At 40.9% G+C, this 26,198-nt stretch carries 20 protein-coding genes and 1 other RNA gene; 11 read left to right on the top strand and 10 right to left on the bottom strand.

The features are described 5' to 3' along the window. Positions 1-41: 41 nt before the first annotated feature. Positions 42-485 (bottom strand): OsmC family protein, encoded by a 444-nt coding sequence (locus Q4557_RS14055; protein WP_102438126.1) that lies wholly within the window; start codon positions 483-485, stop codon positions 42-44. Positions 486-897: 412 nt separating this feature from the next. Between Q4557_RS14055 and Q4557_RS14050 the strand changes: the two genes are divergently transcribed. The 3 genes from Q4557_RS14050 (at position 898) to raiA (ending at position 9,137) form a co-directional block, all read left to right on the top strand. Beyond that, positions 898-3,876: a TonB-dependent receptor gene (locus Q4557_RS14050; protein ID WP_303413461.1), complete on the top strand. Its 2,979-nt coding sequence runs from the start codon at positions 898-900 to the stop codon at positions 3,874-3,876. 78 nt (positions 3,877-3,954) lie between these two features. Next, the gene (gene pulA, locus Q4557_RS14045; RefSeq protein WP_303413459.1) at positions 3,955-8,283 is read left to right on the top strand and encodes a pullulanase-type alpha-1,6-glucosidase; all 4,329 of its coding nucleotides are present in this window, start codon (positions 3,955-3,957) and stop codon (positions 8,281-8,283) included. Between the two features lie 497 nt (positions 8,284-8,780). After that, on the top strand, positions 8,781-9,137 hold the full coding sequence (raiA, locus tag Q4557_RS14040; protein ID WP_102477203.1) for a ribosome-associated translation inhibitor RaiA: 357 nt from the start codon (positions 8,781-8,783) through the stop codon (positions 9,135-9,137). A 110-nt stretch (positions 9,138-9,247) separates the two neighbouring features. On the opposite strand, the gene Q4557_RS14035 is transcribed toward raiA, so the two are convergent. Beyond that, positions 9,248-9,970 carry a YebC/PmpR family DNA-binding transcriptional regulator gene (locus Q4557_RS14035; protein WP_102438132.1) on the bottom strand — a complete coding sequence of 241 codons (723 nt, stop codon included), beginning with the start codon at positions 9,968-9,970 and terminating at the stop codon, positions 9,248-9,250. A 326-nt stretch (positions 9,971-10,296) separates the two neighbouring features. Here Q4557_RS14035 and Q4557_RS14030 point away from each other — a divergent pair, with 326 nt between their 5' ends. Next, entirely contained in the window at positions 10,297-10,560 is a 264-nt protein-coding gene (locus Q4557_RS14030) for a TIGR02922 family protein (RefSeq protein WP_102438134.1), read from the top strand. A gap of 291 nt (positions 10,561-10,851) precedes the next feature. Here Q4557_RS14030 and Q4557_RS14025 read toward each other — a convergent pair whose 3' ends face one another. Next, entirely contained in the window at positions 10,852-13,488 is a 2,637-nt protein-coding gene (locus Q4557_RS14025) for an EAL domain-containing protein (RefSeq protein WP_303413456.1), read from the bottom strand. 498 nt (positions 13,489-13,986) lie between these two features. On the opposite strand from Q4557_RS14025, the gene Q4557_RS14020 reads away from it, so the two are divergent. Further along, positions 13,987-14,328 carry a zinc ribbon domain-containing protein YjdM gene (locus Q4557_RS14020; RefSeq protein ID WP_076542642.1) on the top strand — a complete coding sequence of 114 codons (342 nt, stop codon included), beginning with the start codon at positions 13,987-13,989 and terminating at the stop codon, positions 14,326-14,328. 176 nt (positions 14,329-14,504) lie between these two features. Here Q4557_RS14020 and ssrA read toward each other — a convergent pair. Both ssrA and smpB read right to left on the bottom strand, forming a co-directional pair. Beyond that, positions 14,505-14,859, bottom strand: a transfer-messenger RNA (tmRNA) gene (gene ssrA / locus Q4557_RS14015). Between the two features lie 73 nt (positions 14,860-14,932). Further along, positions 14,933-15,430: an SsrA-binding protein SmpB gene (gene smpB / locus Q4557_RS14010; protein ID WP_076542647.1), complete on the bottom strand. Its 498-nt coding sequence runs from the start codon at positions 15,428-15,430 to the stop codon at positions 14,933-14,935. Between the two features lie 204 nt (positions 15,431-15,634). Here smpB and Q4557_RS14005 point away from each other — a divergent pair, with 204 nt between their 5' ends. Then, positions 15,635-16,072 (top strand): type II toxin-antitoxin system RatA family toxin, encoded by a 438-nt coding sequence (locus tag Q4557_RS14005; RefSeq protein ID WP_102440491.1) that lies wholly within the window; start codon positions 15,635-15,637, stop codon positions 16,070-16,072. Next, the gene (locus Q4557_RS14000) at positions 16,062-16,397 is read left to right on the top strand and encodes an RnfH family protein (RefSeq protein ID WP_102440492.1); all 336 of its coding nucleotides are present in this window, start codon (positions 16,062-16,064) and stop codon (positions 16,395-16,397) included. Before Q4557_RS14005 ends, Q4557_RS14000 begins: the two co-directional genes overlap by 11 nt. Positions 16,398-16,501: 104 nt before the next feature. On the opposite strand, the gene Q4557_RS13995 is transcribed toward Q4557_RS14000, so the two are convergent. Then, positions 16,502-17,017 carry an outer membrane protein assembly factor BamE gene (locus Q4557_RS13995; protein WP_102520534.1) on the bottom strand — a complete coding sequence of 172 codons (516 nt, stop codon included), beginning with the start codon at positions 17,015-17,017 and terminating at the stop codon, positions 16,502-16,504. Between the two features lie 321 nt (positions 17,018-17,338). Here Q4557_RS13995 and Q4557_RS13990 point away from each other — a divergent pair, with 321 nt between their 5' ends. The 4 genes from Q4557_RS13990 to aceB all read left to right on the top strand — a co-directional run bounded on the left by Q4557_RS13990 (position 17,339) and on the right by aceB (position 22,643). After that, positions 17,339-18,160: an SAM-dependent methyltransferase gene (locus Q4557_RS13990; protein WP_102520548.1), complete on the top strand. Its 822-nt coding sequence runs from the start codon at positions 17,339-17,341 to the stop codon at positions 18,158-18,160. 90 nt (positions 18,161-18,250) lie between these two features. Continuing rightward, the gene (locus Q4557_RS13985; protein WP_102477204.1) at positions 18,251-18,460 is read left to right on the top strand and encodes a hypothetical protein; all 210 of its coding nucleotides are present in this window, start codon (positions 18,251-18,253) and stop codon (positions 18,458-18,460) included. Positions 18,461-18,470: 10 nt separating this feature from the next. Next, the gene (locus Q4557_RS13980; RefSeq protein ID WP_303413453.1) at positions 18,471-20,219 is read left to right on the top strand and encodes a GGDEF domain-containing protein; all 1,749 of its coding nucleotides are present in this window, start codon (positions 18,471-18,473) and stop codon (positions 20,217-20,219) included. Positions 20,220-21,005: 786 nt separating this feature from the next. After that, positions 21,006-22,643: a malate synthase A gene (aceB, locus tag Q4557_RS13975; RefSeq protein ID WP_102440609.1), complete on the top strand. Its 1,638-nt coding sequence runs from the start codon at positions 21,006-21,008 to the stop codon at positions 22,641-22,643. Positions 22,644-23,338: 695 nt separating this feature from the next. On the opposite strand, the gene Q4557_RS13970 is transcribed toward aceB, so the two are convergent. From Q4557_RS13970 to Q4557_RS13955, 4 genes are all read right to left on the bottom strand, one after another. Next, entirely contained in the window at positions 23,339-23,827 is a 489-nt protein-coding gene (locus Q4557_RS13970; protein ID WP_102440600.1) for a nuclear transport factor 2 family protein, read from the bottom strand. A gap of 69 nt (positions 23,828-23,896) precedes the next feature. Then, entirely contained in the window at positions 23,897-24,721 is an 825-nt protein-coding gene (locus tag Q4557_RS13965) for a zinc-dependent peptidase (RefSeq protein ID WP_102477205.1), read from the bottom strand. Positions 24,722-24,874: 153 nt separating this feature from the next. Next, entirely contained in the window at positions 24,875-25,273 is a 399-nt protein-coding gene (locus Q4557_RS13960) for a CopG family transcriptional regulator (protein ID WP_133126441.1), read from the bottom strand. Continuing rightward, entirely contained in the window at positions 25,233-25,979 is a 747-nt protein-coding gene (locus Q4557_RS13955) for an AAA family ATPase (protein WP_076542673.1), read from the bottom strand. The genes Q4557_RS13960 and Q4557_RS13955 overlap by 41 nt, the downstream gene beginning before the upstream one ends. Positions 25,980-26,198: the final 219 nt, after the last annotated feature.

Raw genomic sequence — 26,198 nt, 5'->3', positions numbered from 1 at the left:
CGGTTTTTTTATTTGTAAATACAGCCTTTAGCAGGTATTTATCAGCCGTTAATTGCTACTTCAGAATTAACACTATTGGCGATAAAGCAATTGGCGTGGGCTTTGTCATGGATTTTATTTATCACTTCCTGACTGACTTCAATGCCTTCTGCAAAAGTTACCACTGGATTTAAGGTCATTTTGGTGACTGACAGCTTACCGTTATCATTTTTGCCTAGTTCTGCTTTGGCATTATCAACATAGGTTTCAACTGTTAGGCGTTTTAAATGGGCAATGGCTAAAAAGGTTAGCATGTGGCAAGAGGATAAGGCCGCAAGCAAACTTTCTTCAGGATTAACCTTGGCTTCATTGCCTTTATATTCAGGCGCAGAAGAGGCGTGAACAACTTGGCCTGTACCAAATTCGATTTGGTGATCCCGGTTAAACTCTGGCGCTTGATGATCAAAATGATCTGCTTGCCATTTTACCGTTAACTTAAAACCCATCATTTATCCTTTGTTTACAATTTCAAACACTTAGTGAGTAATCTGGTTAAAACTGTGATTAGAAGCATTACTCAAATGGTTTAGCTGAAAAGTATTCTACCTGAGTGAGTGACGAAATCTACCTCCCCTTAGATATTTAATGACTAGCCTATAGCCAAAAGTGGATTGCCGCGGATAGTGTAAATATTAATCATAATTAGCAAACCGATTTTAGCATTTGATTACATCAACTTAGCGACTATTGTAATAATTGGTATGTTAATAATATGTTATGAATACGTATGCAGTAAATTGAGGCTAGCGCTGAACCATGTCTAGTATATCGGGATAATAATGCCTGATATTCCATTAGTCTGAGTCGTATAACTGAATGTTGGGTGACTATAAAGTCAGTAAGGTGAGGGGAAACTCAATGTTCAATTGTAAACCTAGTGTGTTATCGCTAGCGCTAGCTGCTGCGGGGGTCGGATTTGCTTTTTCATCCGATATAGCGCTTGCTGCCGATGGCATCAATACAGAAAAAACTCAGGTCGCTAATGCGGTCGAAAATGAAACTAATGTGGATAATGCCGCAGCAAATACCAGTAGCAATAATATCACCGCTGAAGATGACATTGAGGTTATTCGTGTCACCGGTTATAGCCGTAGTTTGATTGATTCACTTAATTCAAAACGTTATGGGGATACTGTTTCTGAGCAACTATCAGCAGATGACTTAGGCGCACTGCCAGATGTATCAATGGCGGATGCATTAACCCGTTTACCGGGGATTTCAGCGGTGAGAACCGGTGGCCAAGCTGCTCAAATCAATATTCGTGGTATGTCAGGTGGCTTTGTCTCTTCAACCTTAAATGGTCGTGAGCAGGTATCGACAAGTGGCTCTCGTAGCATTGAGTTTGATCAATATCCTTCTGAGCTAATTAGCTCTGCTGCAGTATATAAATCTTCTAAAGCATCATTACTTGAAGGGGGCGTAGCCGGTACGGTTGAGTTAGCAACGGTTAGTCCTTTGAGCAAAACAGAAAAACATAACTTTGTGGTGAATGCCCGCGCTATGTATAACGACCGCGCGAGTGAAGTGTATGGTGCGGAAGAATATGGCGATCGCGTCAGTTTTTCATATCAGGGTAAATTTCTTGAAGACACATTAGGTATTGCCGTTGGTTATGCAAGATTGAATCAGCCAAGCGTAGCAACGCAATTTATTGGCTTTGCATACAATGGCACAGCGGATGTCGACTTTATCGAAAATGACACCAATGGCCCGATTGGTGACGATGGCGATATGACTAACGCCCATAAAGAATATTTGGGTGAAGGTTTTGAACTACAGCATCTTGGCGGCGTTGAAACTCGAAATGGCTACATGGGGGCGATTGAATGGGCACCGGTTGATAATTTTGTCCTTAAAGCTGATGCATTTATATCTCGCTTTGACACAGAAGCCTTTGCCCGTGGTTTTAGGGTTAAGTTAGAGCCAGAAAGTGCTTCAATTGCCAACCCTGTTTTAGATGGTAACTCAGTGATTGGTGGTACTTACAACCGTAAGTCTACTGGTAACACGCGGGTTGAGTTGGTTAACGATGACAATCAAGATTTTGATGAAGTAAATAGCTATGGCATTAACGCTGATTGGCAAGTTACTGACAATCTTAATGTGAATGTTGATGTGTCTTTATCATCGGCAAAAAGTAATTTTCGTAATGGTTTGTTATGGTCAAATGTGGCAGTTGATGCCAACGCCGACACGCCCATTTTTGATGAAAATGTATCAATTAGCTACTTACTGAATGGTTTAGATTTACCCGATGTGGGTTTTAATCAAGCGGATGCATTTTCTGATACTGACCGTATGATGGTCAGCAAATATGGCATCTATCCCTATGTGAATGAAGATGAATTAATCGCTTATCGGATAGATTTTGAATACACCCTAGACAATGATGTTATATCCAGTGTTGAGTTTGGTAGTCGTTATTCAGACCGTACTTACTCTAATGACCGCTCAGTATTTGAATACGGAGTTGATAATGCTTTTTCGAGTTCGCAGCCGCCATTAAGATTGACCGATGACATGACCACTGTCGTTGATTGGGAAGGTGATTTTAGCTATTTCCCATCTTATTTAGCCATTGATGTTGATGCGGCACTTAACGCGTGGTTCCCAAATGGAACTCCGCAACCAGTGCAAACATGGGGTAACGCTGATGGTGTTGCACCGGGGCAAGCCCAAGGTTATACCAACAACTATTCATGGTCAGTATTGCAAAGTGGTGAAGTGTACGAAAAGGTTTGGTCTGGTTATGCCTTAGCCAATATCAATACTGAATTAGGTGGTTTGCCAATAACGGGTAACTTTGGCGTAAGGGTGGTAAACACCGAACAATCGGCAACCGTGCTTAAAAATGTGGGTGGCGATCCAGCTTTTGGTGCGCAAAACATTCTCGACGAAATCGGTATCAATAACTCGCTTTATGCTCCCATCGTTGAAGGGGTGAGCTATACCGATTACTTGCCTTCAATTAACCTTAACTTTCATGTGACAGAAAGCGCTCAAGTGCGTTTTGGCGCCGCGAAAGTGATGTCTCGCCCACCTATTAATCGCTTAGCGGGCGATGCGAGCGCTTCGGTCAGCGACACAGGTGAAATTAATGGTTCAAGCACTAATAACCCATTCTTAAAGCCTTTCTATGCCGATCAATACGATGTGTCTTATGAGTATTACTTTGATGAAGGTGCGTTTGTTGCTGCGCTTTTCTACAAAGATATTAAGTCATTTATTGATACCGACAGCATCGACAACTACGACTTTAAAGGCAATGGCTACAACGTGCCTGATTCGATTGAATTAGACAGTGGCCAAGTTGTGCCAACGGTTAATGGTACTTTCACAACGGCAATGAATAACGAAAAGGGCGGCTATATTCGCGGTTTAGAACTGGCCTACACCCAAGTGTTTGCTTCATTACCCGATGCTTGGTCAGGGTTAGGCTTTAATGCCAGTTATTCCTATACCGAATCTGAAATCGAAACCATTTCTACCTTTGCTGGTGAAGCGTCAAAGCAAGGCCTACCTGGCTTATCAAATAATGTTGCAAGTGCAACGTTATTTTACAGTTATGAAGGCTTTGAAACTCGAGTTAGCGCTCGCTATCGTGACGACTTTATCTCAGAGCAAGTCGCTATTAATGAGCAGGTGGTCAATTTTGACGGTGAAACCGTGATTGATTATCAAGCGTCTTATCAAGTGACCGATGGGCTAGGACTGTTATTCCAAGTGAATAACTTAACTGACGAGCCAACTAAGAGCTATTTTGGCAACCAAAACAAAACCGGCACCATTCAGTACTTCGGTCGTGAATTTTATCTGGGGTTAAATTATGTCATGTAAATCTAACGCTGATGACGCCGTTAAGAAACTTAGCTCAACCAAATGCCCAGTATCGAATTTAACAGGGAGAAGTGACTCATGATGAGCCTTTATAGAATAATAAAATTATCCGCAGTGACTTTATCGTTAACTGCTCTGTATGGTTGTGGTGGTGACTCAGTAGAGTCCGGTGAAGTACTGCTAACCTGTAATGTGCCCAATGTACCGAATGCCGAGGGCACTGCGTGTGTTCCACCGCCGCCATTAAGTTGTCCTGCACCGACTTTTCCTGATGCAAACAATGAAACGTGTGAAGTGGGCTTAAACCCTAACTTGCCTTTGCCTAGTGTGTTAGCGGGGGCAAATCAAGCGGTACTTTATTACCACCGCAAGCAAGATAAAAATAACACTGAGTCTAATCCAAAGTATTCAGCATATAAATTACACACTTGGAATAACGACAAATGTGACGCTTATGCTCCGCCATTTGATAGCACCGACTGGGCCAATGGACATCGTTTTACTGGGGTTGATGAGGTCTACGGCGCTTATTGGGTTTTAGAATTAAAAGAAGGCTATGGAGAATGTGCTAATTTCATTATTCATGATGGTGATGATAAGGCCATTGCTTCGGGCGATTTAAGCATGAGCTTAATTGCCTTTGAAGACGGAGACGCACCAGAAGCCATGTTCGATCGCACAAACTTTACCATTGATGGGATTGGCGATATTTATGCTTATCCTGTGTTAGATACTGGCTTTTCAATTGATGGTGCTAGTGCTCATTGGCTCGATCAAAATACCTTTGTGTGGAATGAAGATCCTGACGGCATTGCAAAGTTTGTTATTCATCATTCTGATAGTGCAGGAATTGCAGCTGACAATGATGGCAATATCAGTGGCACTCAAGTTGAAGTGATGAGCAGTGAGCTAACAGATGCGCAAAAAGCCCTAGTACCGCATTTAGCAGATTGGCCAGCTTATGAAGCGAATTTTACTACAGAAGAAGCTAAGTCTATTGCTAAAAATCAGTTGGTTATGGTGGCTTATGATGGCGACGACAAACCTGTTGCAGCAACTCATGTTCAAGCCGCTAAAGTACTTGATGCACTGTACACCGCTGGTGAGAATGATGCTGATGAAGCTGACTTAGGCATAATCTATGATGGCAGTAACATCATGGCGAAAGTCTGGGCACCAACAGCTCAAACAGTGAATTTGAAAGTTTATGATGCAGCTAAAAACTTAACCCGTACTGAGTCGATGACCTTAGATGCTGAAACGGGGATTTGGTCATTTAGCGGTGATATGAGCTTAGACAGAATGTATTACCGTTACGAACTCATTGTTTTCCATCCTGTAACTAAAGCCATTGAAACACTTGAATCAACGGACCCTTATTCTCTGAATGTGTCAACCAATGGCCGCTATAGTCAATTTATTAACTTAAGTGATGATGACTTAAAACCTGATGGTTGGGATGACCACGAAGTCATGACGGTTGCCAATCCTGAAGATATCGTGATTTACGAAGGTCATGTTCGTGATTTTAGTGCTCGCGATGAAAGCACTAGCGCAGAAAACCGAGGTAAGTATTTAGCCTTTACTGAAGCGGGTAGTGCACCTGTTGAGCATCTACGTAAATTAGCTGAAAGTGGTGTGACTCATTTTCATTTATTGCCTGTCAATGATATCGCTACTGTTAATGAAGATCCGGCAGAGCGAGTTGATATCACAGACACTTTAGGCACCTTGTGTGACAAGATTGAAGACAGTGCAGATGCCTGTGTTACCCAAGATAAATCAGCCACAATTGAATCAATCCTAGAAGGAGCATTACCAGGCTCAAAAGATGCCCAAGCATTAGTTGAAGCTATGCGCGGCTATGACAGCTTTAACTGGGGGTATGACCCTCAGCATTTTATTGCCCCAGAAGGCAGTTATGCTAGCGATGCCGATGGCATTGCTCGAGTTAGAGAGTTACGTGAAATGAACTTAGCTTTACATGAGTTAGGGCTAAGAGTCGTGTTAGATGTGGTGTATAACCATACCAGTTCATCTGGGCTTTGGGATAACTCAGTGCTCGATAAAGTCGTGCCAGGTTATTACCACCGTTATAACGAAATTAGCGGTAACATTGAATCATCCACCTGTTGTGATAATACCGCCACTGAACATCGAATGATGGATAAGTTTGTCTCTGATTCAATGGTGATTTTAGCTGAGCAATATGGTTTTGATGGTTTCCGATTCGACGTGATGGGTCATATGCCTAAGAGCAGTATTTTAGCTGCCCGTGATGCCGTTCAAGCGGTTGATGCTGATAACTACTTCTATGGTGAAGGTTGGAACTTTGGTGAAGTCGCCGATAATCGATTGTTTGAACAGGCCACTCAAGCCAATATGGCAGGCAGTGAAGTCGGTACCTTTAATGACCGTATTCGTGAGGCCGTTCGAGGGGGGGCTTTATTTGCTTCTGAGCAAAAAGATGATTATTTGCGTGACCAAGATACGCTGCGCTTATCAATGGCAGGTAACTTACAAAACTACGTCTTAAAAGACTTTAACGGCAATACTGCCACAGGGAGTAGCTTTAGCTGGAACTCACAGCCAACAGCTTACACCTTAGATCCTGCAGACAGTATTAACTATGTATCAAAGCATGATAACGAAACCTTATGGGATATTTTACAGTATTCAAATGATATTGGTTTATCGTTAGATAGCCGCGTACGAGTGCAAAATATTGCTGCTACGATTCCATTAATGAGCCAAGGTATTCCATTTTTACAAATGGGTGGCGACATGTTGCGCTCGAAATCATTAGACCGAAATACTTATGATTCCGGCGATTGGTTTAACTGGGTCGACTTTACTAAAGGCAGTAATAACTGGAATGTCGGCTTACCGTTAGAGCAAGATAATGCTGCCAAAATGGAGCAAATTATTGCGCTTGCGGGTAATCCTAATTCAGCTGCCTCTATGTCTGAAATTGAGTTTGCTTCTAACGTCTTTAATGAGTTTTTATCTATACGTAAAACGAGCCCACTACTGCGTTTAACGACTGAGCAAGACATTATTGACCGTGTTGGTTTCCATAATATTGGCAAGAATCAAACTCAGGGCGTAATTGTGATGAGTATTGATGATGGTGCTGATTTAACTGATATAGACCCTTCAGTTGATGCCATGGTGGTGATGATCAACGGCAGTGAAAGTGAGCAGTCTCATACAGTGCCGACTGCATCTGGGTTTAGTTTGCATCCAAGTTTATCTATGTCGATTGACACCACAGTGCAAAGTGCCAACTTTAGTGAGGGGACTGAAGAGGGCACGTTTACTGTACCGGCTTATACCACAGCAGTGTTTGTGAAAAACCAAGGTGATACACAAGGTGCAGGTTTAAGTGCTAATGCTACAGCGGGTGCGCCAGATGTTGTGCCATATGGCAGCACTGAAGTATTTGTTCGTGGTGGCATGAATGGCTGGGGTGAAGTGGATAGCTTTACCTATATTGGTAGTGGTGAATATCGCGTTGCAATTACTTTAGCCGCGGGTGGCTATGACTTTAAAGTGGCATCCAGTGATTGGAGCACTGTGGACTTTGGCGGCGTGTCAGATGCCGAAGCGGGAGTTGATGAAGACGTAGCTGAGCCACTTGCTAGAGCGGGCGCAAATTTAAGCTTTACCGCAACACTTGATGGGACTTATGTGTTCTCACTTAATGCAGCAGATAAAGATAACCCAGTGCTAACCGTATACAACGAAGAGCCTTTCGTTGGCACTAGTGTTTATGTTCGTGGCGGCATGAATGGTTGGGGCGAAACCAATGAATTGGTTTACATGGGTGGCAGTATTTACCAAGCAGAAATATTGGTATCAGCAGCAAACCATGAATTTAAAGTTGCCTCAAGTGATTGGTCTACAGTTGATTACGGCAGTTTAGATGATAATGGTGCAGTGACCTTAGATACTGCCAAAGCGTTAGCGGTTGCAGGGACGAATATGAGTCTCAACTTTGAAACTGAAGAAATGTACACTTTTACTTTTAATATGAGTAATCGTTTAGAGCCAATGCTAACTGTCAATAAAACAGAAATGTTTGGCACTAATACTGTGTATATTCGTGGCGGAATGAATGGCTGGGGTGAAGTTGATGCACTAACTTACCAAGGTTCTTCGGTTTACCATGTTGATATCGCTTTAGAGGCGGGCAATCATGAATTTAAGATTGCTACTGCAGATTGGTCTACTGTTGATTTTGGTGCTATTGCTGGCGAAGAAACGGTGTTAGAAGGTGAAATGCAGTCATTGGCATCCAAAGGGGCTAATATGAATTTTAATGCTGCAGATGCTGGCACATATCGATTTACGGTAACTGGCCCCAGTGCGAGCTCTCCCACCTTGTCGGTAACCAAAGTTAACTGACTTTAACGATAAACTTATCTCAAATGACCGATATAACAAAACCCAGCTTATGCTGGGTTTTTTATGAAATCCACTCCAGTGCTTAAAAGTGAGTGTAAAGCGTGAATTATCACTTTTAGTCATAGATTAACTTGAGGCCATGGACGCTTGAACTGTGCCTTAATTTAGCTTTTTTGGCTGATTTTTAAACTATTTTGAAGGTTAATTTTCTTAAAAAACAGCTAAATGCACAAATAAAGTGCAAACACGACAAAAGTTGCAGATTTTGTTTTAATTTTATGTCTATACTGAAGTTGTAAGACAAATGAATCGCTGCAAACAAAATAATTAACACTAGTATGAGGTGGTAGTGAGAAATTTTTGTAATGTTAACAAAAATTTATCCAACTTCCCTTGAGTTCTAGGACACAAGTCCTCAAATATACTGGTGTAAGAATAAAATTGCTTAAAGAAAGTGAAGTATATAGCGTCGCTATATTATTAAAGGATATTTATCTATGAAAATAAATCTTTCGGGTCACCATGTCGATGTTACTGATACTGTAAAAGAACACGTCAATCAAAAATTCACTAAAATAGCCAGTCATTTCCCAACGCTAATATCACTCGATATTATTATTTCAAAAGAGCACGGCGAGTTTGAAGTAGAAATTACCACGAACTATGAAGGTAGCCGAATCGCTGCCAAAGCGTCAGATCCCGTTATGTACCCAGCACTTACCCAAGCAGGTAAAAAACTTGATGCCGCACTCAAGCATCGAAAAGGACAATTAAAAGCAGATTTACATCAGAAGCCCGAGGTTACAGCACCTGAAATAGCTTATGAAAAAGTTCAAGAAATGGAATTAAAATAAGCGACTTGCCCTTATTTTAGCTACAAAGGTAAGCCATAAAAAAACGCAGTCTATTGACTGCGTTTTTATTGGGCTCATCCGCTTTAGGGCTGGCGTAAGAGCTGTTGCTGTTAGTCGTTAATCTCAGCATTGTGATAAACGTTTTGTACGTCATCACAGTCTTCTAAAGCAGCAATAAATTTATCGAAGGTTTCAACATCTTCACCGGTCACTTCGGTCATGGCCTGAGGTACAAATGTGATATGTTCAACTTCAAATTCGATGTCTGCATTATCTTCAGTTAATGCCACACGGACTTTATTGTATTCAGTGATTGGTGAGAAAACGCTGATCATGCCATCTTCTAACTCAACATCAGTCACGTCCACATCAGCCATCATCAGCAATTCTAAAACTGCTTCATCGTCATCACCAGGAAATACAAATACGGCTTGGTGGTCAAAACTGTGAGCAACAGTACCAGGTCCACCTAACTTAGCATCATTTTTAACGAAAGCTTGACGCACTTCAGTGAAAGTACGTTTCACATTGTCAGTTAAGCAATCTACGATGACTGAACATCCACCAGGGCCAAAACCTTCATAACGCGCGGTATCATAATCTTCACCGCCACCGCCTTTGGCTTTTTCAATAGCACGTTCGATAACATGAGTCGGTACTTGGTCTTTTTTCGCACGTGCAATTAAGCTGCGTAATGCTAAGTTACCGTCAGGATCAACACCACCATTTTTAGCTGAAACATATATCTCTTTACCGTAGCGCGAGTATAAACGCGTTTTTTGGCCAGCGGTTTTAGCCATAGATTCTTTGCGGTTTTGGTATGCTCTTCCCATCTTAATCTCAGTCTTATATCGAAAAATTGTCGATGATTCTAGCAAAAATTATCGCAACTGTTTAGGGGCTGTATCTGTTTCAATGTTAATTTTATTGGTTTTTGCTCATTTTCTTGCCAGCTACACAAAAATGACCGCTGTAGATATTAAAATTCCCCCTAATTTTTGAACAAAATCATCATTAAGCAGTGAGCTAGGTCAAATTAACAATACCTTTGTAAGTAATATGTTGTTCAGTTTCTCGATAAATCAATAATTCATGACTAGACTTATCATAAGGGAAGTAATAGTCATGTTAGCCGCTTTATAAGGATGAGAGTGAACTTATGACAGAAGTAACGCAGCCGTTAGCCACAGTTGATAAAGATAATAAAGCGACAGTAACGGTATTATTTTATGATGCTCCGGCAGGTCTATCTATGAATAACACTGTACTGAAAGGGTTACATGTCAGTGCTGCTGGAAGGGTAATATTGCCCGATGAGTTTCGAGAGGGTAAGTCGATTATTGCCGTGCTTGATGGTGAGTGCACAGTGCTTAACACCTTGGGCGAGCGAGTTTATTCTCAACAAAAAATGATTGGTAACTAACTAATTTTTTATAATCAAACAGCAACTAACATCATTAAATAAAACTAGGGCGACTATATTTAGTCGCCCTAGTTTTATTTAATGGCCACGGTTTTGTGTTTCACACTAATCTGATGCCATGTTGTCTGAGCGAGTTTAATTGCAACCAGACTCATAAAAACACAGCTCATCGCTGATTGAGCCGGCTTGGTGAGTGACAACATACCGCAACTGAGTAGCGGTATTTTTTGTTAGTGATTAGCACTTACTTCTAACTCCTTAGTGATTAGTGCTTGCAGATAGTGCTGAGGGTTAACTAAATACTGGCTCAATAACGCTATTTGTCAGCTGTTTTTTTACTGGGCGCGGTAAGCCTAATGCTGCCTCAATTGTTGGCTGGGGTTTACCCAGTAAATAGCCTTGGGCGTAATCAATTTGGTAGTGCTTGACCATATTTAGCACCTTGTCAGAATCCACAAATTCAGCCACGGTTTGAATATGCATTTTGCGAGCAAACTCAGATACGGTTTCAACTAAATGTTGGGCTTTTTTATCATGATCTAGGTGACGGATAAGCGAGCCATCAATCTTAATGATATCCACATCTAAGCTGAGTAAATGACTAAAGTTAGAATAACCAGCTCCAAAGTCATCAATGGCAATTTTACAGCCAAAAGGTTTTACTTTTGCAATGAAGTCTTTTACTAATTGGTAGTTGGTGATCTCATCACTTTCAAGTAATTCAAAGGTTAATCTTTGCGCCACCCCAGAGTATTGCTTCAGTAAATTAAGCAGCTGATTCACTTGTTCAGGTAGGGCAATATCATCGATAGAGATATTGACTGAAAACTCGTAGGGCTGTAGATGAAATAATGCAAAAGATTTTGTTAGCATACTCTGCATCAATAGTGGGTAAATACGCGATTGCACGGCGGTTTTCATAAACATTGCAGGCGTTAAATAATCGCCATCAGCTTGTTTTATTCGCATTAAACATTCAAATTTCGGGGCGCTATTGCCATCCAGTGGCTGGATTAATTGTACAAAGGGCACTACGGCATCATTTTGTATTGCCAGCGCCAACATACGGCTTTGCTGCATGTTGTGTTCAAAAGCTTGTGGGTTGACCATTGATAAAGAAAACAGCTGATAACGCTGAAACTGTTTAAGGGCAATTCTTCTGGCTAAATCAGCATGTTGATGCAGTTGTGAGTAATTACTATCAATACAGTGGGCTCCACCGGCGCTGAGGTTAACATATACCTCGTTGCCATCTATGGTGATGGCATGTTGAGTGACATCATCAATAATGGCTTCTGCTAGTTGTTGTAAGTGCAGATCTTCAACTTGATTGCTAAGGGTGACGACAAACTCGTTAGCGCCGGTTTTGTAAACCGTGTGCTGACTAGCGGCAGCGACGATCCGCTTGGCAATAACTTTGATAGTCGCATCGCCAGTTTTTACCCCGTAAAAATCATTTATTTGGCCAAACTGATTAATGTTAAAGGCAATTAAAGAGTGCGCAGTTTTGCCTGCTAAATCTGCGTAAAGCTTTTTGCGGTTAGGCAAGCCTGTAAGATTATTAAAATAAGCCTCGGTATACAGATTAGTATTTTGCTGCTCAATTTTATTAAAACTGGTGACCAAGGACTGACGCATTAATTCGAAGTCTTCGGCCAGTTGTTGAATTTCATCTTGGCTATTTATGTAAAGTTTTTGGTTTAAATTACCCTTAACGATTCTTTGGGTCCAACTGGTCAGTATTAGAATGTCTTTGGTGACAATTTTACCGACGCGCATAAACAACCAGCTAGCGACAGCAATCAGCCCCAGCAAAAGCAACAACTGAAAAAACAGTATATTTAATAGTTCAGTGCCATAAAGCTTTACTTGAATCGACGCACCATAAAAGCCTTTTAATTGACCTCGGTAGACAATAGGCTGCATCAACTGGCTAAAACCTAGTACCCATTCAGCTTGTTGGGTACGGGCGGTTTCTATTTTACGCATATTACGTGGGCGTTTTTTTACCTGTAATTGCCCAGTAAGCGCTTGTTGTTGTGCCTTGGGAATTAATTGCGCCCATAAGCCCTTCATAAAGTAATCTTCAGAGCTAGCAAAGCCAAGTTTTGAGGCTCTATCTTGTTGGATGGTTTCATTCTGACGGCGGTGATGCAAACTGACTAATTGGCCGTTTTTATCCAGCACCGCAAAATCAGACAAGGTAATTTGAAATAAGCTGTTTTGTTTTTTATCGATGCGGGTCGTCGCTTGAGAAAAAAAACGCTCAATGGTCGCTGAGATTTGTTGTTGCTGGCTTGCTATGTTGTCAAAATCAATTTGTTCACTGGCTAGCAGTAAGTGCATGTTATGCAAGGTGTCACTAACCGAAAGCTTTATCAATTGGCGGCTTTGATGCAGTTGATAGCCAAAAAACACCACTTGTACACAAATAAGGATCAACATGTTGCTGATCATCAGTTTACGGTGAAAGGGCATTTTTAAATGCAGTAACCAATATAAAAAAGGCTCTAATACACAAAATAGTAAAAATGCCCCCACAATCGATAGAGTAAATAGCTGCACTGTGGTGGCAATCTTGGGCCAGTCAAACACGTGTAACACAGAGTTGGTATCACCCCAAGGGTTACTGGCTGTGTTAGGGGTATTCGGGTCTAAAATCCAAATCGGTGTCGGCTGTCCATCGAGATGCAGCACCAGTTTATATTCAATGTCACCGGGATGAATGGAAAGATCATATTGCCACTGGTTAGCAGAGACTTGCTGCATTTGATAATAAGGGTCGTCACTATACCAGTCAGAAAAACTGCCACTGACAAAAACCTTATTCACTTTAGCATCAGGGCTAAGACCATAATCTTGATTGAGGGCGTCAGAGAGCGGCAAGGTTAGCGTGATGCGATAAGGGCTTAACGCATCTGTAGTCATTGCATTAATTAGCCAAGTTTGAATCGGCCACAAACAGACTAGTGCAACCAAAATGCCCAGCCTCATTTTCCATTTATGTAAATAATGAGCAACTATACTCACAGACACGACCTTGTATCTTAAAAAAGTAACTACAGATGACTATATTACTTAGCCTTTGGTAAGCAATATGAGCTGCAATTTCACAGAGGTCAACAAATAGCAGTATAAAAAATGCCTTAAACAGTGTTCGGAAAAATCACCAATGATCGCAAGCCCTTATGAGGCCAGAGTTTGGGCTTAAAATAACTGATGTAACATGTTTAACACACTTGTATGAAAAATAACACCTTGGCCAGTTCAGTCTCACATCAAGGTGCTAATTTGTGAAGCTCAGCAAATAAGCTGTCTAGCAGATATAGCTTATTTTGCGTATAATAACCGCTATCTGTTTCTGCAATAAAAGTGCTATTTAAGCCACTTAAAGGCAGACAATCATTCATTTAAAGAGAACTCACCATGAGCAATATCCCACCATGTCCAAAATGTGAATCAGCCTACGTATACGAAGATGGCTCACAACTAGTTTGTCCAGAATGTGCTCATGAATGGAACCCAAACGAAGAAATCGTTGATCCAGATGCAATCATCCTAAAAGATGCAGTAGGTAACCTACTTGCAGAAGAAGACAAAGTGACGCTGATTAAAGACCTTAAAGTAAAAGGTTCTTCATTAGTGCTTAAAGTTGGTACTAAAGCGGTTATCAAACGTTTTGTTGATGCTGACCATGATATTGACTGTAAAGTTGATGGTCACGGCCAAATGATGCTCAAATCAAAGTTTGTTAGAAAGCAAAACTAAATCGCTTTTTAATTGAGTTTGATAAAAACCTGCCAAGTGCAGGTTTTTTTATGGCCGGCAGTTCAGTTGCCACCGCCTCATTGGAATCGAGAAAGTTATTGATTGGGATTGATAAAAGTTGTTTGAACTAGCCAAAGAAAAAGGGCTTAACCTTGCGGTTAAGCCCTTTTAGAATTTGGTGGAGGCGGCGGGATTTGAACCCGCGTCCAGAAAGCCTACATCCAAGGCGCTACATGTTTAGTCTCTCTTTTGGTTAACCAAGTACACTCCGAAAGACAGGATTGCAATTGGCGAGTCCGATACTATTTCGCGGTTCACCCTCGGACGGAGTTCCCTCGCTATCAAATGTAATATGACCATCTTGAATCCCTGCCCATTTGAGAGACGTGGGTAAGATGGCTAGCTAGCCTAAGCTGCTAGAGAGTAGTTAGAGTCGTTAGCAACTATAACAGTGCGGCTTTTTACGAGGCCAACCGCCCCTCGACATGCTCCCAGGGTTTCGTGAATCCTGTCGAATCCAGAATCGCCCCCAAAGTTTGTTGATTGTATCGGGTAAATACTAAAATACCTAATGTATTTGACCACAGTTACAATCGTTTGTTCATTATCCGTCCAGTCTCGACTTCTTCATTACTCGAGATTGTTCAACTTTCCACTCACGTTCTTTAGTGTCTTGGCGTTTATCGTGATCTTTTTTACCTTTACCGAGTCCTATTTCCACCTTTACCCAAGCGCTTTTGCGCCAGTAAAGTGACAATGGCACTAAGGTGTAGCCTTGACGCTCAATTAAGCCTTCAAGTTTATCAATTTCACTGCGCTTTAATAACAGCTTTTTAGTACGCACTGGGTCGCAAACTACATGGGTGGTTGCAGTGTTAAGTGGCTGAATGGTACAGCCATGCATAAAGGCTTCACCGTTTTTAATAAAAACGTAGCAATCTGCGAGGGTCACTTTACCCATACGCAAAGATTTTACTTCCCAGCCTTGAAGCTCTAAACCGGCTTCGACTTTTTCTTCGATTTTAAATTCAAAGGTGGCGCGCTTATTACGTGTAATCGTAGCGGGCGGATTCTTTGATTTTTTTGAATTCTTTTTTACCATAATCGCGTGTGATACCCGCTGTTATCCCATTTAAAAACTCTGCTTACTCGTTGACGTGTGGCAGAGATGGGGGAGAGAGAAAACTAATCTGTGGATTATACCCAAACGGCTTAAAGATGCGAGTACATTCATCAAGCTGTAATGGATGCGTTTTCTTGGGAGCATGTTAAAATCGACTCATTGTTAATATGAGTGTTGTTTTTCATGCCAAAAATTTCAAAAAGTGTACTGGTTCGATTTAGTGCAATGCAGATGTATGATCTGGTTAATGATGTGGAGTCATATCATGCATTTTTACCCGGCTGTGTGGGTGGGAAAGTGCTGGAGTTTGATGGACAAACTATGGTGGCGTCGGTTGATGTCTCTAAAGCTGGGATCCGTAAAACCTTCACCACTCGTAACCAAGTGGTGCCAGGTAAAACGATTGAGTTAAGGCTTGAGAATGGCCCTTTTAAACATTTAGACGGTTTATGGCGCTTTACCGAGTTAACGGACGATGCCTGTAAAGTTGAATTTGATTTAAATTTCGATTTTTCAAATCCATTAGCTGATTTGGCCTTTGGCAAAGTGTTTAAAGATCTGATGAATTCAATGGTGACGGCATTCACTGAAAGAGCCAAGGTGATTTACAATGACAAATGATGTTGAAACATTTGCGGTGGATGTGATTTATGCGCTACCGACTCAGCAAAAAATTATTAGCGTGAATGTGCTGCCTGGCACCACATTTATTGAGGCGGTAAAGCAAAGCAATATTGTCAGCTTTTTTCCAGAAATTGATTTAGCCAAGGTGAAGCTAGGGGTGTTTAGCCGTCAGGTCAAGCATGATGAAGTATTGGTGTCCGGTCAACGAATAGAAATATATCGGCCATTAATTGCAGATCCTAAAGATGTGCGTCGCAAGCGTGCTGAAAAAGCCAAAGAAGAAGGCCGCAGCAATAAGATAACGGGTGCAAAAGTTAACTGATTTGAACTAAAAGCGGTCATGTATTACTGCTATTACATAAATAAAAACGGAGAGAATGAAACATTCTCTCCGTTTTTATTTTTATTGCTTAAATCTGTTTTTCATTACTGCTCATCTTGCTGCGGTACATCATTTTCAGTTTCTAAGCGCTCTTCTTCAACAAGTGGGTGAATATCGCCCCTCATCGCTTTAGGTTCTTGCTCAGGTAGTAATGGTGCAACAACTGGGGCTGACACTGTTGGCAATGCCCCTTCGTTTAAAGGCGTATTAAAGTCATCACTAAGCTTATAGTCGCCTTCAACTTTGGTGAGTAAGTCGCCATCAAAGTATAAAATAAGTTCTTTATGAGTCACTTTAGCGTTACGGCCACTTTTAAAGTGATAAACGTAATACCAAATATTGTCTGCGAAACTATCACGCAACACTGGGCGACCTAAGATGTATTCAGCCTGCTCTTTAGTCATGTCGATACGCAGTTTTTCAACTTGCTGTAACTCCATGTAGTTACCTTGCGGTATATCTGGCTTGTAAATTAAGTAGTCAAAAACGCTACATGCACTTAGTGATACAGAAAGCGCAACGGCGCCTAAAAGGGTAAGACTTTGTTTTTTATTTATCATTGTCTGCGCTATTTCCTAAAAATCTGACGCCATCATACCCAAGGCTTCCCTATGCTGACAAGTGGCTATTGATACTTCATTACTACTTCAATGACGGTTATGACTCATTAGTGACTCAGTTAGTTCCCCAAATTTGACCAATGATGATTTTATTGGCGCTAAATATGTTGTGCAAATGTTTAAAAGAGGTGGTAATAGCGCTGCTATTTATATAAGTTTGATAGTAACTGGAGTTATTTTTAAATGCCGTGTGCCGCCATGGTAATGCTAGGGCATTTAGTGCAGAAAACTCTTAACCTTTTTTTGAAAAAATTGAGCACAATGTCATTAACAAGAGTTGAACCGGGTGAGACTGGACGTTTAGTTTTTGTAGGGACGGGACTGCAACTTGCCGGCCATATCAGTAAATTAAGTCAAAGTTATATTGAGAATGCAGATATTGTATTTTCTATTGTGCCCGATGGTTTTGCTAACCGTTGGCTTGAAAGCTTAAATGGCAATCATATCTCATTGCAGTGCCATTATGCTCAAGAGGGTGAAGTGAAGAATCGCCGCGACAGCTATGCTGAGATGGTTGAGGCGATTTTGCAGCAAGTTCGTCAGGATAAGCTGGTGGTGGTAGCCTTATATGGTCACCCTGGGGTATTTTCTTGTGTATCTCATTTAGCTATTAAGCAAGCGGTTAACGAAGGCTATGAGGCGAATATGCTGCCGGGTATTTCCGCTGAAGCATGTTTGTGGGCAGATTTAGGCATTGACCCCGGCTCTAATGGTCATCAAAGCTTTGAAGCAACACAATTTATGCTTTACCAGCATCATCCAGATCCTGCGACTTACTTGCTATTATGGCAAATCGCTTTGGCTGGTGAGCATACTTTGACCGAGTTTAGTACTGATCAACACCGCTTGGAGATTTTGGTTGATCACTTAAGCCAATGGTACCCACTTGATCACCAAGTTATTATATATGAAGCGGCAAACTTGCCAATTCAATCTCCAAGAATTGACCAAATTCCTTTAAAGGATTTGCCGTTTGCGCCATTAAGTATGATCAGTACTTTATTAATCCCACCTTCAATGCCGCTGAAGTTAAATCAGCTGATGATGAAAAAATTAGGGATTAATGCCAATGATATTGGTTAACAGAATACGGGTTATTGTGGACAATAACCGCGCTTGATAGCTGTACTAATCAATAGTGATAACAACCTTGAAGACAAATAAGGAAATAACATGTCAAATTTAACCGAGTTTTTTACTCAATTAAGCTCAGATGCCAAGTTGTTAGAGGCTTATAAGAAAGATCCTCGCGGCGTTATGCAGGCCAATGGTTTATCAGATAAAGACATTGACGCTGTGATGTCAGGGGATATGGCGCAAGTTAAATCCTTGGTGGGTGATGTTGAACTGAAATCAATTTTACTCGTCCATCACTTATCGTAATCTTAGCCTCATGCTAAAAGCGCTTAATCGGTTACTTTGCTCCACGTTATTCATTTTCTGCGCAGCAGTGAGTGCCGATGACGTCAGCGCTGACGATATTGACCAAAAATTAGATCTGCTAGATGTATCAATACTTAAAGATATTGATACCTCTAGCGCCAGCATTAATGAACTGTTTGGTTTGTTTGATAGTCTAAGTCGAGCGCAAAAAATAAGGCTTTATATTTTTGAGTCGGTACGGCTTATTCTTGCCGGAAAATATGAAAGTGCCTTACAGACTTTAGATAAGGCTCTATTACTCAACCCGAACGATGAGCAATTAACGAATATTTATGCTTATAAAATTTCTGCTAGTATTCCTTTAAAGCGCTATGAAGATGCTTTTAGCCTACTGGAGAAAAGCCTAGCACGCATTGACAGCTTTCAAGATAACTCGATTAAAATCAGTTCCTATGTCAGGCTAATGAATACCTATCTAGATTTAGATAAATATGACGAGGTACTTAGGCTTTCGAAGATTGTTTTTATGTTAAATAAAGGCCAAGATAGCAAATCCCATTGCTATGCCATGGTACTGACATCTACAGCGCAATTATCATTGAACCAAATCCCTTATCTAGAACAATTACAATTATTTGCAGATACCCAAGATTATTGTCAGCAAAATAATTTCCCGTTAATTGCAGCTATGGCCATTAAAGGCAAGGCTATAGTTGAGTTTGAACACCATCATTATCAAACCGCAGAAGTGTTATTTCTTAAAGCGTTAGCAGCTTATCAACCGTTTAATTTTGAGTTAGAAATTAATAATATTTACGCTTATTTAAGTGAAGTTTATTTTCAGTTACAACAATTTCAACAGGCGGTTGAGTATGCCGAATTGGTCGATAAACTGACTAACGAGCCTAATAATTATAAGGCTAAGCAGCGTGCTTATAATGTGCTTTCAATGGTGGCCAGTAAACGTGGTCAATTTAAAGTTGCTTATCAATATCATGTGCAAGCCCATGCCATAGGGATGCTGTTAATTAATGATAAAAAGGTCAAAGAAACGGCATACCAAGTTGCAAAATTCGATAATGCAGAAAAGACTCGGCAGTTAAATAAACTGGCACAAGATCAAGAAATGCTAGCGAAAGAGCGCAGCATTATGAATAACGAAAAAAGCGCTTCGTTTATGTTTTCTACCGTCTTGACGGGCACGGTAGCATTTTTGAGTTTGTTGCTTGCCACCGCATGGATGCAAAGAAATCAATTTCGTAAACAAGCTCAAATTGATTTACTCACCGGCTTGTTAAATCGTGGTACTGGCGAAGAAAAAGCCGAAGATGAATTTGTCCAAGTGCTTGCCCGTGGCGGACAATATAGCGTTATAGTGATTGATTTAGACTTTTTTAAACAGATTAACGACACCTTTGGCCACGGCACTGGGGATTGGGCACTGAAAAAGGTTGCTGAGGTGATAACGGCGAATACCCGTAGTACAGATATCGTCAGTAGAATGGGTGGTGAAGAGTTTGCTATTTTTATGCCTTTTACCACAATTGAATTAGCAGTTGAGTTAGCGAAAAAAATACGATTTGATATTGAGTCGATTGATACTCGTTTTTCTGGTCATCAATTTACAATTACCGCAAGTTTTGGGGTTAGCCAAATAACGGCAGATGATCTAAGCCTTGATCTCATCATTAACCGTGCAGATACAGCCTTATATAAAGCAAAATCTGAAGGTCGAAATAAAGTGGTTTATTTATCATAGCTACCTGCTTTGGGCGTTTTTATCTGCACCAATATGGCTTCTGTATTTGCAAGCTTTGACCTTCCTTAGTGCAAAAATGCTTTAAATTGTGACTGTTTTTAACTTTTTATAAAAAAAGATGCATTTTTTTCGACTAAACCAATAACTTTTATGATGTTGATCCGGTTACAACTCCACCAGTCTAGAGTATATATTCTATACAGCCTATTTTGTTTACGTAAACGTCAAATTAAAACAGTTGTTTAAATTTGGTTGTGATTAAGCATATTATAACTCAATGATTTTAATTATTTTAATGGCTTTACCTCAGGGTATGTTCAAAACAAAATGCTATTTCTACTTTAGTAGAAAACTGCCTTAAGGCTGTACACAATTATTTGCGACATGTAATTAAAGTACTTGTGTAATTACCTTTTTGTGCTGTTGGTAAATTGGTTGGACAAGTTACCAACTAAAACCAATTAAATGTTGTTTTAATTTTTATCTGTTTTAAATCAGTGTCTTGTTGTGTTTTTGCTGTTGGTGTTACCAATTATTAGGTTGCTGTTTGGCTTGTAGAGGATGTTATTTGGTTGTTGCAAATGCAAACGTTTCTGGTTAGGTTTTAGTACGAAACAAACATTTGATGGTTAAAAAGTAGCAGGGTTTGTTTTTAGATATGTGGAAGTAAGTTGTCTGTTTATAAACACTGATAGAGGTGTACAGATAAATACGCTTACTGACCACCATTTAACTTTTAAAAACGAATTATTGCTCAAGGGGCTAAATATGACAGCAGAACAACTAATGGCTAAATATGCTAAATCACAGCCAAGTGCTGAAACTGATTTACCAACAAGCTCAGAGCTTGCTTTGATTGGCCCAGAAGTCCCTGGCCAAGAGGTTATCTTCAATGATGGCTCACTGTCATTATTGGCTAGTTTATGTGGTGCTTTTGCTGCTGAAGTTCCTGAGTTGCTATCACAGCGAAAATTAAAGCAGCAACGCATTGATGATGGTCAATTACCTGGCTTCTTACCTGAAACCCGCGCTATTCGAGATGGTGAGTGGGCGATTAGAGGGATACCTGAAGATCTTACTGACCGTAGAGTTGAAATTACTGGCCCCGTAGATCGCAAAATGATTATTAATGCGCTGAATGCCAACGTAAAAGTATTCATGGCAGATTTTGAAGACTCACTAGCACCAAGCTGGGAAAAAGTCGTTCAAGGTCAAATTAACTTACGTGATGCAGTGCGAGGCGATATTAGCTTTACTGCTGAGGCAACAGGCAAACATTACAGTTTAGATGAAGATCCTGCAGTACTTATCTGTCGAGTACGTGGATTACACCTTAAAGAAAAGCACGTTGAGTTCAAGGGCGAGTCTATTCCAGGTGGTCTGTTCGACTTCGCGATGTATTTTTATCACAACTACCATCAATTATTAGCTAATGGCAGCGGCCCTTACTTTTATCTTCCTAAGCTTGAAAGTCATGTTGAAGCGCGCTGGTGGGCAAAAGTGTTCGCATTCGTTGAAGAACGTTTTTGTTTAAAGCCAGGCACAATAAAATGTACCTGCCTAATTGAAACGCTGCCGGCAGTATTCGAAATGGACGAGATTTTATATGAACTACGTTCAAATATTGTGGCATTAAATTGTGGCCGCTGGGATTACATTTTCAGCTATATCAAAACCTTGAACAAACATGCTGACCGTGTTTTACCAGATCGCCAAGCAGTCACTATGGATACGCCTTTTTTAAGTGCTTATTCACGTCTACTGATTAAAACCTGTCACAAGCGTGGCGCATTAGCTATGGGCGGCATGGCAGCATTAATTCCGGCTAAAACAGCCGAAGAAAATGAAATTATTTTGCAAAAAGTAAAAGGTGATAAAGAGCTTGAAGCGCGTAATGGACATGACGGTACTTGGGTGGCACACCCTGGTTTAGCCGATACCGCCATGGCGATTTTCAATGATTATATTGGCGCCGGAACTAACCAGTTGCACATTACCCGTGATGTCGATGCACCGATATTAGCCGAAGAGCTGCTGACACCTTGTGATGGTGAACGTACCGAAGCGGGCATGCGTTTAAACATTCGTATCGCAGTGCAATATATCGAAGCGTGGATCCAAGGTAATGGTTGCGTTCCTATCTACGGATTGATGGAAGATGCCGCTACAGCAGAAATCTCACGCACCTCGATCTGGCAGTGGATCCAACATGAAAAGTCACTTTCTAATGGCAAGTTAGTCACTAAAGACTTATTCAAAACCATGCTGGCTGAAGAGCTAATTAATGTCGAGCAAGAGCTAGGGCAGCAAAGGTTTACCAGTGGTCAGTTTACTAAAGCGGCCAGTCTGTTTGAGGAAATTACCACCTCTGATGAGTTGGTCGATTTCTTAACACTACCGGGTTATGAGTTATTAACAGCTTAAATTCAGTAGACGTATTACAAAAGTTTAATTTATAACGGCTGAGAAAGGTTATAGATTCGTGTCGCATCAACAAGAAGTGGGCACAGGTTACTTTGACCAAGTGACAAGCTGTATTCAAGGCGGTTAATCTTCAGTGAGGGCATTGACCGGCTTTACCGAAGAAGAGCTGTTTTAATACCACTTCTGTAACAGTTTAGCTGCCATGCAGCTGATGTCCCCCGATGTAGTTCACCTACAGGCTACATCGGGTTTTATCCAGTATTTGGAATTTTAGCGCAAGCTAGTTGTCGTTCTTAATGCGAGGATTTTTACTTCCTACCCAGTAAGTTTTCAACCATTTGCTTGTGTTGCGGCTCTTATGAGCCGTTTTTTTTTGCTTAAAATTTATAGCGAAATCACAGCTGATTCAGTTAAACCTTCTAGTTATGTTATTGATTAATATCAATCCAAAGCGGCTAAAGGATTAGTGAGTCATTATCGAAGGCACCTAATGCTAGAGTAAATAACATAGACACTAATAGGGGGGAGTTTTGTTGCTGTATTCTTTTGCTTATGGACTTTTTTGACTGATAGCTCGTTAAACTCATATCTTGAGAAACTAATCGATTGTTTGGCTTAAGCGCTCAAGTAAGCAAAGCCAGCGTAGCTAAGTTGCTGGCTTAGGTTTTTAATCAATATTAACTTATCGATAGAGGTTATTTAGCTTGTTTCTTTGCGCCTATCAACTGCGCCACGGCTTTGGCATTGTCGTTAGGTACTGCAATACTTAAATGATATTGAATAATTTTCCAGCCATCATCAGTTAATTGCAACGCACCTGTACCGCGACATAGACCATAACTGGCGCTTTCAAGTAATTCATCAAAAACAATGGTGTTATCAAACTGCAGTAGCTGGCGTGAGCTGACTTCATAATGCCAACCATCTGTAGGTCTGGCATAACCGGCAAATTGTTGCATATCCCAGCGCTCTGTGGCATCAGTGCCTAAAAACACCGCTTGCTGGTGATATAGCGAAAAGTAACTGTCCCAGTTCGCCTGGCTGGCATTTTGGTGTAGTTGGTCGAGAATGCTATTAGCTTGTTGCTTTGACTCGTCAGAGAGTGCCTCTTGAGCTGCTAGGGGTAAAGAAGACATTAAACATAAACTAGTGGTTAATAATAATCTTAAGATGGCTTTGTGCATGAAAATTCCTTGTCTGCTAAATGCTGGCTGGTAATGATAGCCGCGAAAATCAATGACTCAATGCTGATCTTAATGCCAATTGATTGGGTCTAGCTGATAAAACTGACTCAGTTCTTTATAAAGCAATTGATGCTGTTGGTAAAACGCTAACGGTTTCTCGAAAAAGGTTTCACTAATGACGGCAAAAAACTCAGCAGGATTGGTCGCACCATAGTAGTTAAACAGCGAGGGTAATTGATGCTGGGCACAATATTGCAGCGCTTTAAACTCACGACCGAGTGTTGCTGACCAAGTGGCATAATCGGTGAACTCTTTTAATGGCGGTGCGCCATTGGCATTGCCGTTTTCCTGATCTAGCTGATGAGCAAACTCATGAATAACCACATTTTGACCATCAAATGGCGCTGCAGCGCCGTCCAAAGTACTTTTCCACGACAAGATGATCTTGCCATTACCCCAGGACTCTCCCAGTAACACATTACGTTCATTAGAGGATACGCCGGCAAAGTCGGTGTTATTTTTCTCAACAATAAACGCATAGGGATACACTAAAATTTGTTTTAACTTGGGGTAAAAATTGGTTTTTCGATTGAGTAATAACAAGCAGGCTTGCGCGGCAATGGTCACTCTTACTTCGTCGGTAATGTTGAAGCCATCACAGCCGACAAATTGTTTTTCATCAATAAAAATCTGGATTAACTTTTTTAGTTGTAGCTGCAGATCTGTGGGCAATGCATGAAAATAGGGTAAGCGACGCTTAAGGATTTGCCGCCATGCTTTAGGGAAAGGCCTTGTCATAAGCTGTTGCCTGCGCTTTTCAGTGCGTTGAGACTTAGTCATAATCAACGCGATGGCAGTTACCGCAACGGTGACAAGTAAAAACACTGCAAACATTCAGCTCTCCCAGATTATATTAGCTTGTCATTATGTTATTGGGTGAATTTGCGCCAAATTCAAGTGGCTGATTTTTATTGAGACAAAAAAAACTGGCAAACAACCAAGGTTGCTGCCAGAAAGAAGGGGAGGGAGTTTATTTTTATAGTTGATTTAACGTATTTGCAGTCGTTGCTCTATTTGCTGTTGTTCTTCAAGTGATAATGAAAAATGCTGTTTAATCAATATTCTAATTAACTTTGACTTTGCCGATTGGCTGCTTTGACTTAAGCAGTTTAATTGCTCAATTGCCGCTTCACTTAAGGTAAATGTTGCCCGTCTAAATGGTTTAGGTTTTTCATTTATGGGTTCATTCGCTTCAGCTTGGGTGGTTAATTCCCATAGTTGCTGCATCGCCTGTTGGTTTGAATCTGCATTTTTACAGGCGCTCGACTGCTGTGGTTTGCCCATAGCGTAAAGATTTGCTGCCTCAATAAAGTCATCAACTGACATTTGCGGCAAAAAAGGCGTACTACATGGCGTAACGGTTTTCTTCAGATCGGCCAGGCCCATAACTTCCCCCTAATTGCGTTACATTATCGTTATTATTTCGCTGCCTGATTAGCTGTTTGGCATCGCTTACTTCTAGCAATTCACAAGCAATATTACGGATTTCAACCGCGGCTTTTCCATTGGGGTCTATTTCAATGACTGACAAGCCAGACTCTTCACTGTCGTCATAAATATTTCGGCTGTAAGTAATCGCATCAAGCACGTTAATATCGTAAGTTTTACATACCTCTTTAGCTTCGAGTATTCGACCTGCTTGGTTAGGCAAACTTGGACACTGAGTTACCACAAAAGAGGCTTTCATGGTGGGATTAATCATTTTGCAGGTAGCGACAATATCATCCATGTGACTGACCGTTTTTAGGTCTCTACGCTTGGGTCTTAGGGGCATTAAGGCGTGAGAGGCCACTGATAATGTAGCGCGCAGGGCTAAATTGTCTTGGCCGCCGCAGTCAACGAGTACATAATCATAATGTTTCTCAAGACTGAGTAAGTCGTTACGGATTTTTCCGTACAATTGGACGCAATTTATTGCTGGTAATTCAGGGTTGTTATTGCGCGCTTGGATCCAATCTGATGTGGTTCTTTGCGGGTCGCAATCGACCATGATAATACTGGCTGTGGCTTCTTTAGCGAGAAATACTGCGATATTTTGGGCTAAGCAGCTTTTACCACTACCGCCTTTTTCACCACCGACTAAGATAATCATCAAAACATCTCCTGATGTGGTATAACGCCATTGGATTGTCAATCATTATTGATTCGCTTGGTTATAAAAGGTTGATTTTTCGTTGACGCTTTATGTTGTACTTGTTATTAACTTTATGTTGCTATGACTTGGTCGTCAATGTGCTATAAATTGACGGTTTTAGTGGCTTTGACAGGCGTTTGTTTTTTGACAAAATAGCGGCTAATGGCGATTTTTTGA

Source organism: Shewanella sp. 5_MG-2023, assembly GCF_030547465.1.
Lineage (GTDB): Bacteria > Pseudomonadota > Gammaproteobacteria > Enterobacterales > Shewanellaceae > Shewanella.
The sequence above is the reverse complement of the archived record's forward strand: the minus strand, read 5'-3'. Positions and strand labels throughout refer to the sequence as shown.

Bases quoted from the DNA above. Each gene is read 5' to 3' on its own strand.
- Q4557_RS13965 (WP_102477205.1), bottom strand. From the start codon at position 24,721: ATGTTTGCAGTGTTTTTACTTGTCACCGTTGCGGTAACTGCCATCGCG.
- Q4557_RS13970 (WP_102440600.1), bottom strand. From the start codon at position 23,827: ATGCACAAAGCCATCTTAAGATTATTATTAACCACTAGTTTATGTTTA.
- Q4557_RS13980 (WP_303413453.1), top strand. From the start codon at position 18,471: ATGCTAAAAGCGCTTAATCGGTTACTTTGCTCCACGTTATTCATTTTC.
- Q4557_RS13985 (WP_102477204.1), top strand. From the start codon at position 18,251: ATGTCAAATTTAACCGAGTTTTTTACTCAATTAAGCTCAGATGCCAAG.
- Q4557_RS14035 (WP_102438132.1), bottom strand. From the start codon at position 9,970: ATGGGAAGAGCATACCAAAACCGCAAAGAATCTATGGCTAAAACCGCT.
- smpB (WP_076542647.1), bottom strand. From the start codon at position 15,430: ATGGTAAAAAAGAATTCAAAAAAATCAAAGAATCCGCCCGCTACGATT.
- Q4557_RS14030 (WP_102438134.1), top strand. From the start codon at position 10,297: ATGACAGAAGTAACGCAGCCGTTAGCCACAGTTGATAAAGATAATAAA.
- Q4557_RS14025 (WP_303413456.1), bottom strand. From the start codon at position 13,488: ATGACTACAGATGCGTTAAGCCCTTATCGCATCACGCTAACCTTGCCG.
- Q4557_RS14005 (WP_102440491.1), top strand. From the start codon at position 15,635: ATGCCAAAAATTTCAAAAAGTGTACTGGTTCGATTTAGTGCAATGCAG.
- Q4557_RS14050 (WP_303413461.1), top strand. From the start codon at position 898: ATGTTCAATTGTAAACCTAGTGTGTTATCGCTAGCGCTAGCTGCTGCG.
- Q4557_RS13995 (WP_102520534.1), bottom strand. From the start codon at position 17,017: ATGATAAATAAAAAACAAAGTCTTACCCTTTTAGGCGCCGTTGCGCTT.
- raiA (WP_102477203.1), top strand. From the start codon at position 8,781: ATGAAAATAAATCTTTCGGGTCACCATGTCGATGTTACTGATACTGTA.
- pulA (WP_303413459.1), top strand. From the start codon at position 3,955: ATGATGAGCCTTTATAGAATAATAAAATTATCCGCAGTGACTTTATCG.
- Q4557_RS14020 (WP_076542642.1), top strand. From the start codon at position 13,987: ATGAGCAATATCCCACCATGTCCAAAATGTGAATCAGCCTACGTATAC.
- aceB (WP_102440609.1), top strand. From the start codon at position 21,006: ATGGCTAAATATGCTAAATCACAGCCAAGTGCTGAAACTGATTTACCA.
- Q4557_RS14000 (WP_102440492.1), top strand. From the start codon at position 16,062: ATGACAAATGATGTTGAAACATTTGCGGTGGATGTGATTTATGCGCTA.
- Q4557_RS13990 (WP_102520548.1), top strand. From the start codon at position 17,339: ATGTCATTAACAAGAGTTGAACCGGGTGAGACTGGACGTTTAGTTTTT.
- Q4557_RS13955 (WP_076542673.1), bottom strand. From the start codon at position 25,979: ATGATTATCTTAGTCGGTGGTGAAAAAGGCGGTAGTGGTAAAAGCTGC.
- Q4557_RS14055 (WP_102438126.1), bottom strand. From the start codon at position 485: ATGGGTTTTAAGTTAACGGTAAAATGGCAAGCAGATCATTTTGATCAT.
- Q4557_RS13960 (WP_133126441.1), bottom strand. From the start codon at position 25,273: ATGGGCCTGGCCGATCTGAAGAAAACCGTTACGCCATGTAGTACGCCT.